Here is a 14520-nt window from a genome sequence, read left to right as displayed (position 1 = left end):
GGGCAGCGTTGCACGGCAACCGGCGAGCGCGCCAGCCCATAATTCTTCGACGTGTGCGGCCTTGCGTGCCCGGCACGCGCATCCACCCGCTTCCCATGAACCGACTCGCCACCGCACCCTCATCCCCACCCCCCCGGGCCACGGCCATGGTGCTCGCTGCCGGACGCGGCATGCGCATGCGCCCACTCACCGATGCGACGCCCAAACCCCTGCTGCACGTGCACGGCAAACCCTTGATGCAGTGGCCCATGGAAGCCCTGCTGGCGGGCGGCTTCCGGCGCATGGTGGTCAACACCGCCTGGCTGGGCGAGCAGATCGACGAGCACTGCGCGGCCTGGAGCCGTGAGCAGCCGGGCTGCGACGTGACGATGTCGCGCGAAGGCGCCGACTTCGGCTACGCACTGGAGACGGCCGGCGGCATCGCCCGCGCCCTGCCGCTGCTGGCCGACGTGTTCTGGGTGCTGGCGGGTGATGTGTACGTGCCCGACTTCCAGTTCAGCCAGGCCAGCGTCGAGCGCTTCGAGGCCAGCGGCCTGCTGGCCCACATCTGGCTGGTGCCCAACCCGCCGCACAACCCACGCGGCGATTTCGGTCTGGGCACCGACGGTCTGGCGATCAGCCGGGCCGACGAGGCCTGGACCTTCAGCACCATCGGCCTGTACCGGCGCGAACTCTTCGAGCTGCCCTGGTGCGAGGTGCTGCCCGGCAACCCGCAAGGCACGGCTGAGCCGCTGGCGCCGCTGCTGCGCCGGGCCATGGAAGCGGGGCAGGTGAGCGCGGAGATCTATGAGGGCCCATGGGTCGATGTGGGCACACCCGAACGCCTGAAGGAATTGGGATAACCCCCCGCGCCGCTTGCGGCGTCACCCCCCAAGGGGGGCGCACCTGGCGGCCCGGCAAAGCCGGTTCCGCGGGTGCTCTGGTCAAACACCACAGCGCTTCGGCAAAAGTCAGAGAATGGCCACCATGGACTCCACCACCCACACCTCTCTGTACGCCCAGCGTCGCGCCCGCGTGGCCGCCTCGCTCGGCCCCGGCGGCATCGCCATCGTGCCCACCGCGCTGGAGCGGCCACGCAACCGCGACAGCGACTTCCTCTACCGGCACGACAGTTACTTCTACTACCTCACCGGTTTCACCGAGCCCAACGCCTGGCTGGTGATCACCGCCGAAGGCAGCACCACACTGTTCTGCCAGCCCAAAGACCTGGAGCGCGAGATCTGGGACGGCATCCGCCTGGGTCCGCAGGCCGCACCCGAGCACCTGGGCGTGAGCGACGCGTTCTCGGTCAGCGAGATCGACCAGCGCCTGCCCAGACTGCTGGAGAACCGACACACCGTGTGGTACCCGTTCGCCACGCACGAGGGACTGGAGAGCCGGGTCAACGGCTGGTTGCGGCCGGTGCGTGCGCGCGTGCGCTTTGGTGCGCTGTGCCCGGATTCGCAGCGCGACCTCTGCGGCGTGCTCGACGAAATGCGCCTGGTGAAAGACGCCTTCGAGCAAGACACCATGCGCCGCGCCGCGCAGATCAGCGCCCAGGCCCACATCCGCGCCATGCAGCGCAGCGCGGCCATGCTGCGCGCGGGGCAGGACGTGCGCGAGTACCACCTGGACGCCGAGCTGCTGCACTGCTTTCGCGAACACGGCTCGCAGTACCCGGCCTACGGCAGCATCGTGGCCGCCGGGGCCAACGCCTGCGTGCTGCATTACCGCGCCGACGCCGCACCCATCCGCAGCGGCGAGCTGGTGCTGATCGACGCCGGCTGCGAACTCGACGGCTACGCCAGCGACATCACCCGCACCTTCCCGGCCAACGGCGTGTTCACCGGAGCGCAGCGCGAGCTCTACGACCTCGTGCTGGCCAGCCAGATCGCCGCGGTCCAGGCCACCCAGGCCGGTGCGCGTTTCGTCGACCCGCACGAGGCCACCGTGGCGGTGCTCGCGCAGGGCCTGCTCGATGTCGGCCTGCTGGACAAGAACAAAGCGGGCAGCGCGCAGGACGTGATCGCCAACCGCGCCTATTTCCAGTTCTACATGCACCGCACCGGCCACTGGCTGGGCATGGACGTGCACGACTGCGGCAGCTACGTGGAGCCGTCCGAGCTCGGCACCGCACAAGAGCGCAAGGACCCCCTGAGCGGCGAGACCATCAAGGACCGCCCCAGCCGCATCCTGCGCCCGGGCATGGTGCTCACCATCGAGCCCGGCCTCTATGTGCGACCGGCCGAAGGCGTGCCGGAAAAGTTCTGGAACATCGGCATCCGCATCGAGGACGACGCCATCGTCACCGAGAGCGGCTGTGAACTGATCTCGCGCGGTGTGCCGGTGCAAGCCAGCGAAATCGAAGCGCTGATGCGCGGCTGAACCCGTGCGCGTCGTCAGCGTCAACACCGGTGCCGTGCGCGCCCTGCGCATCGGCTCGCGTACCGTGGTCTCGGCCATCGGCAAAGCCGCCGCAGGCGGGCCGGTGGCGGTGATGCCGCTGGGTCTGCTGGGCGACGAGCAGGCCGATCTCAGCGTGCACGGCGGCCTGGACAAGGCGGTCTATGCCTACCCGCTGGAGCACTACGCTTTCTGGGAGGCGCAGCGCAGCCGACAAGGCGCCCATCTTTTCGACGACCCGCTGCCTCCCGGATTTCTGGGCGAGAACCTCACCATCGAAGGCCTGCTGGAAACCGAGGTGTGGATCGGCGACCTGCTGCACTTCCCCGGCTGCAGCCTGCGCGTGACCGCGCCGCGCGAACCTTGCTACAAGTTCAACGCCGTCATGGGCCTGCGCGATGCGGGCCGCCTCATGATGGAGCAGCTGTGCCCGGGCTTCTACTTGTCGGTGGCGCAGCCGGGCCCCATTGAAGCCGGCCAGACCTTTGCGCTGGAGCCCGGCACGCGCGGCCTGCGCGTGAGCGAGGCCTTCGCGGCCAAACGCCTCAAGCACCTGCGCTGAACCCCGCGCGCATGGAGTACAACGCAGGCATGACCTCGCTTGCGGGCACCGTGCTGTGCCTCACCATGAACCCCTCGGTGGACGTGTCCACCCACACCGATCGGGTCGTGCCGGCGGACAAACTGCGCTGCGGTCCGGCCGGCCGCGATGCCGGGGGTGGCGGCCTCAACGTGGCCAGCGTGGTGCACCGGCTGGGCGGCCACAGCCGTGCGCTGCACCCGGCCGGCGGTGCGGCCGGCCAGTGGCTCACGCAACACCTCGCGCGTGTCGGTTTGCCCGCCCATGCGCTGCCGATTGCCCAGGACACCCGCGAAAACTTCACCGTGCAGGCGCTGGACACCGGCGCCGAGTACCGCTTTGTGCTGCCCGGGCCCACGCTGACCGAGAGCGAGTGGCAGGCCAGCCTGAACGCGGTGGACAGCTGGCCCGAGCCGCTGGCGCTGGTGGTGGCCAGTGGCAGCCTGCCACCCGGCGTGCCGGCCGACTTTTACGCCCGGCTGGCCAAAGCGGCAAGGCAGCGCGGCGTGCCGCTGGTGCTCGACAGCTCGGGCCCGGCGCTCGCCGCCGCGCTGCAAGCTGGCGTGTTCCTCGTCAAACCCAACCTGCGCGAGTTGCGCGAACTCACCGGCCTGCCGCTGGAGACCGCGACCGACTGGCGGGCCGCGGCGCAAACCCTGATCGACCGTGGCCAGGCCGAGGTGGTGGCGCTCACCCTGGGCGCCGGCGGCGCGCTGCTGCTTTCGCACGGTGGCGCCTGGCGGGCCGAGGCGCTGCCGGTGGAAGTGGCCAGCTCGGTGGGCGCGGGCGACAGCTTTGTGGGCGCACTGGTCTGGGCGCTGCAGCAAGGGCATGCCTTGCCCGACGCCTTCGGCTGGGCCATGGCGGGCGGGTCGGCCGCGCTGCTCACGCCGGGCACCGGCTTGTGCCTGCCCCAGGACGTGCGCCGCCTGCAACCGCTGGTGCAGGTGATGGCCGCCTGAACCCCCACATTGCCCCCGAAAAAGTCAGCACCGCCCCAACCATTTACGCAGTTCTACCGACTAGGGTTTTCCCGGGCGCGGAACTAGAATGCGCAACTCGCTTTCACATAGCAAGAATTCAGCACGACCGGAGACAAGATCATGACGATGGACAACAGCCCCGAGAACAAACGCGCCGAGCTGCGCCGCGCCGCACTCGAATACCACGAGTTCCCGACGCCCGGCAAGGTGGCCATCGCGGCCACCAAGCAGCTCACCAACCAGCGCGACCTGGCCCTGGCCTACTCGCCCGGCGTGGCCGCGCCATGTGAAGAGATCGTGGCCGACCCGGTCAACGCCTTCAAGTACACCAGCCGCGGCAACCTGGTGGGCGTCATCACCAACGGCACCGCTGTGCTGGGCCTGGGCGACATCGGCCCGCTCGCGGCCAAGCCGGTCATGGAAGGCAAGGGCGTGCTGTTCAAGAAGTTCGCCGGCGTCGACGTGTTCGACATCGAAATCGACGAGAAAGACCCGGCCAAGCTGGTCGAGATCATCGCCGCGCTGGAGCCGACCTTCGGCGCGATCAACCTGGAAGACATCAAGGCACCGGACTGCTTCTACGTAGAGCGCGAGCTGCGCAAGCGCATGAAGATCCCCGTGTTCCACGACGACCAGCACGGCACGGCCATCACCGTGGCGGCGGCCATGCTCAACGGGCTGAAGGTCGCGGGCAAGGACATCGGCCAGGTCAAGCTGGTCACGTCGGGTGCGGGCGCAGCGGCGCTGGCCTGCCTGAACCTGCTGCTCAAGGTTGGTCTGAAGCGCGAGAACGTGTTCGTCACCGACCTGGCCGGCGTGGTCTACGAGGGCCGCGAGGAGCTCATGGACGACGACAAGCGCCAGTACATGCAGAAGACCGAAAAGCGCAAGCTCGCCGAGGTGATCGAGGGCGCCGACGTGTTCCTCGGCCTCTCGGCCGGCGGCGTGCTCAAGCCCGCGATGGTGGCGTCGATGGCTGCCAGGCCGGTGATCTTCGCGCTGGCCAACCCGAACCCCGAGATCGCCCCCGAGGATGCGCACGCGGTGCGCAGCGACATCATCATGGCCACGGGCCGCACCGACTACCCGAACCAGGTCAACAACGTCCTGTGCTTCCCCTACATCTTCCGTGGCGCGCTGGACGCCGGCGCCTCCACCATCACGACCGAGATGGAGATCGCTGCGGTGCACGCCATCGCCGAGCTTGCGCAAGCCGAACAAAGCGAGGTGGTGGCCGCCGCCTACGCCGGTGAAAAACTCGCCTTCGGTCCGGAGTACCTCATCCCCAAGCCCTTCGATCCGCGCCTGATGATGAAGATCGCGCCGGCCGTGGCCCAGGCCGCCGCCGACAGCGGCGTGGCCGTGCGCCCGGTGACCGACATGGCCGCCTACCGCGAACGTCTGCAAAGCTTCGTGTTCGCCTCCGGCACGATCATGAAACCGATCTACGCCGCGGCCAAGACCGCTGCGCGCAAGCGCGTGGCCTACGCCGAGGGCGAAGAAGAGCGCGTGCTGCGCGCCTGCCAGATCGTGGTGGACGAAGGCCTGGCCCGCCCCACGCTGATCGGCCGCCCGGCCGTCATCGCGCAGCGCATCGAAAAGTTTGGCCTGCGCCTGCGTGAAGAGCTCGACTACGACATCGTCAACGTCGAGCAGGACAGCCGCTACCGCGACTTCTGGCAGACCTACCACCAGATGACCGAGCGCAAGGGCGTCACGCAGCAGCTCGCCAAGATCGAGATGCGCCGCAGGCTCACGCTGATCGGTTCGATGCTGCTGCACAAGGGCGAGGTCGACGGCCTGATCTGCGGCACCTGGGGCAGCACCCACAACCACCTCGAATACATCGACCAGGTGATCGGCAAACGCGCCGGCGGCAGCCCGAGCACCGCGCAGGACGTGCGCATCTACGCCTGCATGAACGGCCTCATGCTGCCCGGTCGCCAGGTGTTCCTGGTGGACACCCACGTCAACCACGACCCCACGCCCGAGCAGCTGTGCGAGATCACGGTGATGGCGGCCGAGGAAATGCTGCGTTTTGGCCTGACGCCCAAAGCCGCGCTGCTGTCGCACTCCAACTTCGGATCGAGCAACCAGCCCAGCGCGATCAAGATGCGCCGCACGCTGGAGCTGCTGCGCGAGCAGGCGCCCTGGCTGGAGGTGGACGGCGAAATGCACGGAGATGTGGCGCTGGACCCCGAGGCACGCGCCACGATGATGCCCAACTCCACCCTCAAGGGCGCTGCCAACCTGCTGGTGCTGCCCAACATCGACGCCGCCAACATCGCCTACAACCTGCTCAAGACGGCCGCCGGCGGCAACATCGCCATCGGTCCGGTGCTGCTGGGTGCGGACAAACCGGTGCACATCCTCACGGCAAGCGCCACCGTGCGCCGGATCGTGAACATGACAGCCCTCACCGTGGCCGACGCCAACGTTTCCCGTTGACGCCTTGACAAAAAGCAAGCACTAACTCTTTCACACATCTCACACGGTCGAATTTGCCTCCTTTTTCAGCAATCGCTTGCGTTTTTGGGCCGCCTCAGGCACACTAGACGGCTTGGAATACAGGGTTAACCCGCCCCGTGACACCCCCACAAACACCGCGCAAGCGGGCACTTTTGTGGCGTGTTGCAGGCGGGTTGATTGCATCAGGAGCAGGGAATTTCATGGACCTGAGGCGGATCGGGAGCGTTCGAGGCGTGGCAACACTGGCCTTGGCACTGGTTCTGGCGGCATCGCTGGGCACCTTTTTGGTGCAGGCTCGAACACCGCAAGACCAACTTCTTCCCGGCCCGAACGCCACGGTCCTCGCCGAAGCTGGCTTGCCCGTTCAAGGCAGGCAGGTGATGGATCTGATCAGGCAAGGCGGTCCATTCCGGTACGAGAAAGACGGCACGGTGTTCGGCAACCGGGAAAGGTTGCTGCCGAGCCAACGGCGAGGTTTCTACCGTGAGTACACGGTGCCCACGCCGGGTCTGAAGCACCGGGGCGCCAAGCGGATCGTGTGTGGTGGATTGCAGCCCAAAGCGCCTGAGGCTTGTTATTACACCGAAGACCACTACAGCAGCTTCAAGCTGATCGTGCAGTGAGTCTTGGGTGGTGTGAGCGGTTTTTTAACTTTGACCTTTGAAAGAGACGCGGAGATGGACACGCCACTTCGTAACGTACGACCCAATATCGTTCAGTCGATTCGCGCCCACGGCGTGAAAGACCTGCAGGCCGCGGCCGAGCACTTGGGGCACCACTTCCTGTACGCCAACCTGGCCAAAGCCCAGAGCAAGCAGGACGTGCTGGAATTGATCGCAGCGCAGTACACCCTGCCCTCGCACTTCGGCAAGAACTTCGACGCGCTCTACGACTGCATGACCGACATGGTCCACAAGTCGGGCGCGCAGACCGGGTTCATCGTCGTGCTGGAGCACATTCCCGCGCACGCCAAGTTCGACAAGGAAGCGCGCGAGCAACTGCTCGACATCTTCCGCGACGCAGCCGACTACTGGTCGGACCGCAAGGTGCCTTTCCGCTGCTTCTACTCGTTCTCGGTGGCCCGCTCGCCCAAGGGTGAAGAGCCGATCGAAGTGCAGAGCGACGAGCCCATGCCCACGGACAAGATCCTGGACGTGAGCCCGATGGCGCTGCGCATGAGCAGCCCGTTCAACGCAGGCTACTGGCTGGCCGCGGCCTGAGCCCAGGCCTCCCGAAAAAAAGCCGCTGCTGTTGCAGCGGCTTTTTTACGCCGGCAGGTTTTTGATCAGTGCGACGTATTCGCTCACCGGCACTTCTTCGGCCCGGCGCTGCAGGTCGAATTCACCAGTGAAGCCTTGTTCTTCCAGCCACCGGCCCAGCGTGTTGCGCAGGATCTTGCGGCGCTGGCTGAAGGCCACCTGCACCATCGTTGAAAAGCGCGCCACATCGATCACCGGCGGCTCGGCGAGCGGCACCATGCGCACGATGGCGCTGTCCACGCGCGGTGGCGGGTCGAAGCTCTCGGGCGGCACGAACAGCACGTTGTCCATGGCATAGCGCCACTGCAGCATGACCGAGAGGCGGCTGTAGTCCGATGTGGCCGGGCGCGCCACCATGCGGTCGATCACTTCCTTCTGCAGCATGAAGTGCTGGTCCTGCACCACGTTCACGTGATCAAGCAGGTGAAACAGGATGGGCGTGGAGATGTTGTACGGCAGATTGCCCACCACCCGCAGCCTGGGCGCTGCCAGCTGCGTGGCCAGCGACGTGAAGTCCACCTTCAGCACGTCGGACTCCTCCACCTGGAGCTGGGCATGGGCGCGCAGGCGCACCGCCAGATCGCGGTCGAGTTCGATCACGGTCAAGCGGCCCAGGCGCTCCACCAGCGGCTGCGTGAGCGCCGCAAGACCGGGACCGATCTCCACCATGGCATCACCGGGCTGCGGCGAGATGGCGTCCACGATGGCGTCGATGATGGCGCCGTCGGTCAGGAAGTGCTGCCCGAAGCGCTTGCGGGCGATGTGCTTCATGCGCTGGCCGCCAGCAAAACCCGCAGCGTCACAGCAGCGGCGCTTCGCGGTATTCGACGTAGGCGCGGCCGCGCACGTCCAGCACCCAGGTGCGCAGGGCTTCGTTGATCTTTTGCTCGCGCACCAGACCGCGCACCATCTCGCGCTGATCGCGTGCCGACAGCGTGCTCTGGCGGCGCTCGTCCACGCGGATCAGATGCACACCGAAACGCGACACCACGGGAGGCGACATTTCACCGGGACGCAACCGCCCCATGGCGGCTTCAAACTCGGGCACGAACTGGCCGGTCTGCGCCCAGCCGAGGTTGCCGCCGTCCTGCGCCGAGCCGTCCTGGCTGTGCTCGCGCGCCAAGGCCTCGAAGGTGGCCTGTCCGCTGGCGATCTGCTGGCGGTAACCGGCCAGGCGCGCCACGGCGTCGGCCTCGCTGAGCTGCGGGCTCAGGCGCAAGAGGATGTGGCGGGCCCGGGTTTCGTTGACGGTGACATCGGGCAAGCCGGCCTGGCGCTTCTCGATCACCTTGAGCACGTGAAAACCCGCCGGGCTGCGCACCGGGCCCGTGATCGCGCCAGCGCTGAGCGAGCGGGTGGATTCGACAAACAACTCGGGCAGGCGATTGGCGGGGCGCATGCCGAACTGGCCGCCATTGGCGCGTTCGGCGCCTTCGGAGAACTCGCGCGCCAGCTCGCCGAAATCGCCGCCTGCGCGGGCGCGATCGGCCACGCTCTGCGCACGCGCCTGCAGCGCCTGCACGCGCTCAGGTGCTGCGTCTTCGGGCACCGAGATGAACACCTGCGCCAGATGGAGCTGCAGGCTGGCCACGTCGTTGCTGCCCTGGCGCTCGCGAATGAAGTCGTCGATGTCGGCTTCGGTCACGCGCACCTTGGAATCAACCTCGCGCTCGCGCACGCGCTGCAGCAGCAGCTGGCTGCGCAGGTCGTTGCGCAGCTGGTTGATGTCGACGCCGTCGGCGGCGATGCGGCGGCGGAACTCTTCGGGCGTGAGCTGGTTCTGCGCAGCAATGGATTGCTCGGCCTGCGTGAGCGCGGCCTCGTCAACACGAATCCCGAGCTCGGCGCCGAGCTGCAACTGAGCACGTTCACTGATGATCTGCTCCAGCACCTGGCGGGAGAGCTGGTCGCGCTCGGGCACGGGCGCCGATTGCTGGGTGAGCTGCTGTTCCAGGCGCACCATGCGCTGGCGCACTTCGTTGTTGGTGATGGGCTCGGAGTTGACCAGCGCCACGATGAAGTCGGCGGTGCGCGACGTGGCGCTTGAGGCTGCCGGTGCTGCGGGCACACGCAGTCCGCTGGAGGGCCTCAGCGCCTGCGCGTGCACGACCGACGTGCCGAACATCGAACTGCACAGCAGCCAGACGGCGAGACAGGGGAAGCGGTGGTTGGAACGGCTGGTAGAGCGGTCAGTCATATTGTTGGAACCGGCTGGGCGGGTTGATTTCTTCGCGCAGGTACTGGTAGCGCGGCACGTTGTCTTTGAGGGTTTTCAGCGGGTTGGAACCCAGGCGGGAGAAGCCCGTGAATTCCAGCTGGAACAGGATACGCTGGTTGGCAGACGCGTTGCTGCGCTGCAGGCGTTCGAGCACGACGCGCCCGAGCCAGCAGCCGCCGTCGAATTCGAAGCCGGCCACCAGATCGACCACCTTGCGGTCGGGCACGCTGTAGTTGATGCGGCCCACGCTGTACCACTGGCCCGGGCCCAGGGCGCGGCCGCGCACTTCGGTGCGCGCGGGCTCACCGAAGAGGTCGTTGAGTGGCCACTGCCAGCCCACATCGAACTGTTCGCTGCTGCCGCGCTGCAGGCGGTAGGCGGCGCTGAGCACGCGGAAGTTGCTCGGTGTGTAACGCCCACTCAGCGTGGTGCGCACCGATTGGCGGTCGCCCGGGCTGTACTGCACGTTGGCGTCGGTGAGCCAGCGTGGGCTCCACTGCACACGCGCCGCCAGCAGGATGTCGCTCAGCCGCTCGTTGATCGGGTCGCCGCCGGCCAGGCCCGTGGCGTTGGGCAGGAACACGTTCTGGTCGCGAAAGAGGTAGCGCTGGGCCACGCCCAGGCGCACCACCTCGGCACCGTTGTCGGGGTCGAGCAGGCGCGAACTCACGCCCACCGTGACCGCGCGGGTGTCGGAGATGCGGTCGTTGCCACCGAAGGCGTTCTCGGTGTAGATCGAGGCGAGGTTGAAGTCGTTGGCGGCCGAATCGTAGTTGGGCAGCAGGCGCTGGTCGCGGTATGGCGTCCAGGTGAAGAAAGCGCGTGGCTCCAGCGTCTGGGTGAAGCCCCGGCCGAAGTAGCTGGCGTCGCGCTCGAAGATCAGGCCGCTGTCCAGACTGAGGGTGGGCAGCACCCGCGAGGCACTGCGCGAGCCGTTGGCCAGGGCGTTGTCAAAGCTGTATTGGGTGGCGTGGATCTGGGCGCGGGGCTTGATGAACCAGCCTGGCGCCTGAAAGCGGCGGCTGATCTCCGCCACAGTCAGCGCTCGATCGCCGTTGGTCTGGCCGGTGAGTCCGGGCACCGACTGGAAGCGCGTGTACTCGGTCAGCACCGACCAGTCGACCCCGCTGAGGTTGGCCACTTGTGCGTCGTTGCGGCCGTAGCGCACCGCCACCGACGGCAGCCGGTCGTAGGGCGGGGTGATGGGCGCGTCGACGTCTTGCAGCGTCTGCCAGGTGTAGGCGCCCGCGCTCACCGACCAGGGCCCCTGGCCCCAGCTGTACACGGCGTCGCTGGCGAGCAGGCGGGTGGTGAGCGAGGCGGTGGCGCGCGGGAAGTCGCGCCAGTAGTCGTCGTCGCTCACGCGGTTGAGGTTGAGGTACAGACCCGCCGAGCCACCGAACGCCAAGCTGCTGCCGGTGAGGTTCTGGTTGTGCTGGGCGGTGTAACCCCAACGGTTGGCGTCGCGCAGCTGGTCGGACGGCATGTACGCGCCGCGCACCAGGCCGGCGTACGTGGGCTGCAAATAGCGCACCTCGGCACCCAGGTCGACGCCGCGTTTGCTCATCACCGTGGGGTAGAGCGTGGCGTCCAGGTTGGGCGCGATGTTGAGGTAGTAGGGCAGCGTGACCTCAAGGCCGCTGATGTTGTCGATGTTCAGCGTGGGCGGCAGCAGGCCGGACTTGCGCGCGTCGGTGAGCGGAAAGGAGAAGTGGGGCCAGCCCAGGATGGGCACGCCCTTGAACTCCAGCGCGCCGTTGGTGGCGGTGCCGGTCTGGGCCACGTTGTCGAACTCGATCCTGGTCGCGCGCACCATCCAGTCGGGCATCCAGTCGGCCCCGGGCGTGCGGGGGCAGGTGGAGTAGCGGGCGTCATGGGCCACGGCCTTGTCTTCACCCAGAAAATCCACGCGGCTGGCGTCGCCCTGGCCTTCGTTCTTGAGCAGGTTGAAGGTGGGCTGGGTGAACGTGCCTTGATAGGTCTCCACGTTGATCTGCAGCTCGGGGCCTTGAAACCGGTCACCGCTGCGGTTGATCAGCACGTTGCCCTTGGCCTGCGCCTCGTTGGTGCGCTGGTCGAGCTGCAGCCGGTCGGCGCGGATCACGGTGTCGTGGCGGCGCAGCTCGGCGCTGCCCTCAACCGCCGTGACACCGTCGGTCTGGCCTTCAATGCGGTCGCCCGAAACGAAGGTGGGCGCCTGGCGTTTCGCGTCTTCGGGCAAGGTTTCCACCAGCATGCCGCTGGAGCGCAACGAAACGCCGGGCTGTGGCGCCTCGTCACCATCGCCGGCCTGGGCGTGGCCCAGGGTGTGCGCGCCCAGCGCCAGCACCGCGATCAGACCGCGCACCGCCAGCGCCACGGGCGCCGCCTTGAGACGGGGTTGCTCGTGCCCACCGGGCAGGGCTGAAACACAGGGTGGGTGGGTGCGGCGATTCAAGGGGAGGAAGTCGTTGACCGGGTCGATCAATAGCGTGCGGGGCCCGCGGATCGGCACAGGGGGTTTGTAGAATCAGCGGCCATTATCCACTGCGCGATCCCGCGTGCAGCCCATTGACACGTGGCGCAAAAACACCCTCCACCATGACCCCGTCCAACACCGCTGTCGAGTGGGCCGATCCCCAGCGCAAAGCCGCTTTTTCGGCCTGGTTGAGCCCGCTCGCCGAACGGCTGGGTTTGCTGCCCGCGACCTTGCGCGCGGCCTCGGCCGATGCCAGTTTCCGGCGTTACCTGCGCATCGACACGCAAGCCGGCCACAGCCTCATCGTGATGGACGCACCGCCCGCGCACGAGAACTGCAAACCCTTCGTGCACGTGGCCACGCTCATGCGCGAAGCCGGTCTGCTGGTGCCCGAGGTGCTGGCCTGGGACGAGCCGCAGGGCTTCATGCTGCTGAGCGACCTGGGCCACCAGACCATGCTCGACGGCATCGACCAGGACAACGCGCAAGCCAACCACGAGCGCTACATGCAGGCGCTCGACGCGCTGCTGGCCTGGCAGCTCTCATCGAAGCCCGGCGTGCTGCCACCCTACAACGAAGCACTGCTGCGCCGTGAACTGCAGCTGTTTCCCGACTGGTACCTGCAGCAGCACAAACAGTTTGTCTTGAACGACACACAGGCCAACACCTTGCAGAAAGCCTTCGACTCGATCGTGGCGCACAACCTCAACGCGCCGAGCGTGTATGTGCACCGCGACTTCATGCCCCGAAATTTAATGATCCCCCACGCTCCGCCGTTTCACGGGTCGCTGCCCCCTGGGGGGGCTGATTCGCCTTGGGGCGGCCCGGCGGCGAATCGTTCTGCTGCACAACAGCTCGGCGTGCTCGATTTCCAGGACGCGGTGCACGGCCCCATCACCTACGACATCGCCAGCCTGATGCGCGACGCCTTCCTCACCTGGGACGAGGACTTCGTGATCGACGTGACCGTGCGCTACTGGGAAAAAGCGCGCAAGGCCGGCTTGATGGACTTCGAGGACTGGCACAGCGACTTTGGTGCCTTCTACCGCTCGGTCGAGTGGATGGGCCTGCAGCGCCATTTGAAGGTGGCCGGCATCTTCGCGCGGCTCACGCTGCGCGACGGCAAACCCAAGTACCTGGCCGACGCGCCGCGCTTCATCGGCTACATCCGCCACACCGCGCACCGCTACCGGGCGCTCGGTCCCTTCCTGCAACTGATCGACGAGGTCGAGGGCCTGCAGGCCGCATCGGGCTACGCCTTCGGGCGCGTCTGATGCCGCGCTTTCACTGCCCCGCGCCGCTGCTCGCTGGCCAGAGCCTGGCCCTGCCCGCATCGGCCGCGCGCCATGTGCAGGTGCTGCGCCTGCAGCCGGGGCAACCCATCACGCTCTTCAACGGCGAGGGCGGCGAGTGGGAGGCCACCATCACACGCATGGGCCGCAGCGACGTGGAGGTGACCGTGGGCGCCCACACCGCCACGGAGCGCGAACCCGCCCGCGCCGTGACACTGGCCATGGGCATGCCCGCCAACGACCGCATGGACTGGCTGGTGGAGAAGGCCGCCGAGCTCGGCGCGGCGGGCCTGCAGCCGCTGCACACCGCACACAGCGTGCTGCGCCTGGCCGGCGAGCGCGCCACCAAAAAGCAGGCTCACTGGCAGTCGGTGGCCATTGCGGCGTGCGAACAGTGCGGCGGCAACCGCGTGCCGACCGTGCAGCCCGTGGCCGACTTCGCGACCTGGCTCAAGGCCCTGCCACCCGTGGACGCCGCAGCGCCCGTGCTGCGCTGCCTGCTCTCGCTGGCCGAAGGCACAGAGCCGCTCCATCAAGCCTTGCAAGCGCTGGCCGGCGACACGCCCGTGTGTTTCCTCAGCGGCCCCGAGGGCGGCCTGAACCCGCAGGAAGACGCCCAGGCACGCGCGGCAGGCTTCATCCCCGTGACCTTGGGCCCGCGTGTGCTGCGCGCGGAAACGGCGGCCCTCGCGGCACTGACGCTCGCGCTGGCTTGAGCCCCGGTCGGTTCAGGCGGCCTGAGGCGCCAGGCGGAACACCGCCACGGTGGCCTGCAGGCGTGAGGCCTGGTCCTTCAAGCTCTCGGCGGCGGCGGCACTCTCTTCGACCAGCGCGGCGTTCTGCTGCGTCATCTGGTCCAGCTGCGTCACCGCCACGTTG

Annotated in this window: 11 protein-coding genes and 2 pseudogenes; 9 read left to right on the top strand and 4 right to left on the bottom strand. The window is 67.6% G+C overall.

What is annotated here, in order from left to right; translation table 11 throughout:
- Positions 1–95 precede the first annotated feature (95 nt).
- The 7 genes and pseudogenes from ACN4F8_RS04275 to ACN4F8_RS04245 form a co-directional block, all read left to right on the top strand.
- A complete protein-coding gene (locus ACN4F8_RS04275; RefSeq protein WP_419472407.1) occupies positions 96–842 on the top strand; it encodes a nucleotidyltransferase family protein in 747 nt (248 codons plus the stop codon).
- Positions 843–966: 124 nt separating this feature from the next.
- Positions 967–2364, top strand: a complete 1398-nt coding sequence (locus tag ACN4F8_RS04270; RefSeq protein WP_419472406.1) for an aminopeptidase P N-terminal domain-containing protein — start codon at positions 967–969, stop codon at positions 2362–2364.
- 4 nt (positions 2365–2368) lie between these two features.
- Entirely contained in the window at positions 2369–2944 is a 576-nt protein-coding gene (locus ACN4F8_RS04265; RefSeq protein ID WP_419472405.1) for an MOSC domain-containing protein, read from the top strand.
- An 11-nt stretch (positions 2945–2955) separates the two neighbouring features.
- Positions 2956–3924 carry a 1-phosphofructokinase family hexose kinase gene (locus ACN4F8_RS04260; RefSeq protein WP_419472404.1) on the top strand — a complete coding sequence of 323 codons (969 nt, stop codon included), beginning with the start codon at positions 2956–2958 and terminating at the stop codon, positions 3922–3924.
- A 141-nt stretch (positions 3925–4065) separates the two neighbouring features.
- Positions 4066–6393 (top strand): NADP-dependent malic enzyme, encoded by a 2328-nt coding sequence (locus tag ACN4F8_RS04255; protein WP_419472403.1) that lies wholly within the window; start codon positions 4066–4068, stop codon positions 6391–6393.
- 221 nt (positions 6394–6614) lie between these two features.
- Positions 6615–7037, top strand: coding sequence for a ribonuclease domain-containing protein (locus ACN4F8_RS04250; RefSeq protein WP_419472402.1), 423 nt, complete (start codon positions 6615–6617; stop codon positions 7035–7037).
- Positions 7038–7091: 54 nt separating this feature from the next.
- A pseudogene (locus ACN4F8_RS04245) lies at positions 7092–7487 on the top strand (barstar family protein); the annotation flags it as partial.
- Between the two features lie 192 nt (positions 7488–7679).
- Here the strand turns inward: ACN4F8_RS04245 and rsmA are convergent.
- Genes rsmA through ACN4F8_RS04230 form a run of 3 tightly spaced genes read right to left on the bottom strand, consistent with a single transcriptional unit; the run spans position 7680 to position 12328 of the window.
- A complete protein-coding gene (gene rsmA / locus ACN4F8_RS04240; RefSeq protein ID WP_419472401.1) occupies positions 7680–8444 on the bottom strand; it encodes a 16S rRNA (adenine(1518)-N(6)/adenine(1519)-N(6))-dimethyltransferase RsmA in 765 nt (254 codons plus the stop codon).
- A 28-nt stretch (positions 8445–8472) separates the two neighbouring features.
- Complete coding sequence (locus ACN4F8_RS04235) at positions 8473–9870, bottom strand: peptidylprolyl isomerase (RefSeq protein ID WP_419472400.1); 1398 nt, start codon at positions 9868–9870, stop codon at positions 8473–8475.
- Positions 9863–12328, bottom strand: coding sequence for an LPS-assembly protein LptD (locus ACN4F8_RS04230; RefSeq protein ID WP_419472399.1), 2466 nt, complete (start codon positions 12326–12328; stop codon positions 9863–9865). Before ACN4F8_RS04230 ends, ACN4F8_RS04235 begins: the two co-directional genes overlap by 8 nt.
- Before the next feature lie 143 nt (positions 12329–12471).
- Between ACN4F8_RS04230 and ACN4F8_RS04225 the strand changes: the two genes are divergently transcribed.
- Together ACN4F8_RS04225 and ACN4F8_RS04220 are read left to right on the top strand one after the other, a co-directional pair.
- Positions 12472–13623 carry an aminoglycoside phosphotransferase family protein gene (locus tag ACN4F8_RS04225; RefSeq protein ID WP_419472398.1) on the top strand — a complete coding sequence of 384 codons (1152 nt, stop codon included), beginning with the start codon at positions 12472–12474 and terminating at the stop codon, positions 13621–13623.
- On the top strand, positions 13623–14357 hold the full coding sequence (locus tag ACN4F8_RS04220; RefSeq protein ID WP_419472397.1) for a 16S rRNA (uracil(1498)-N(3))-methyltransferase: 735 nt from the start codon (positions 13623–13625) through the stop codon (positions 14355–14357). Before ACN4F8_RS04225 ends, ACN4F8_RS04220 begins: the two co-directional genes overlap by 1 nt.
- 12 nt (positions 14358–14369) lie before the next feature.
- On the opposite strand, the pseudogene ACN4F8_RS04215 reads toward ACN4F8_RS04220, so the two are convergent.
- Positions 14370–14520 (bottom strand): annotated as a pseudogene (locus ACN4F8_RS04215) (methyl-accepting chemotaxis protein); the annotation flags it as partial.

Source organism: Hydrogenophaga sp., from assembly GCF_048549895.1.
Taxonomy (GTDB): domain Bacteria; phylum Pseudomonadota; class Gammaproteobacteria; order Burkholderiales; family Burkholderiaceae_C; genus Hydrogenophaga.
Note: the sequence above shows the minus strand (reverse complement) of the source record. Positions and strands in the feature narration are given on the sequence as shown.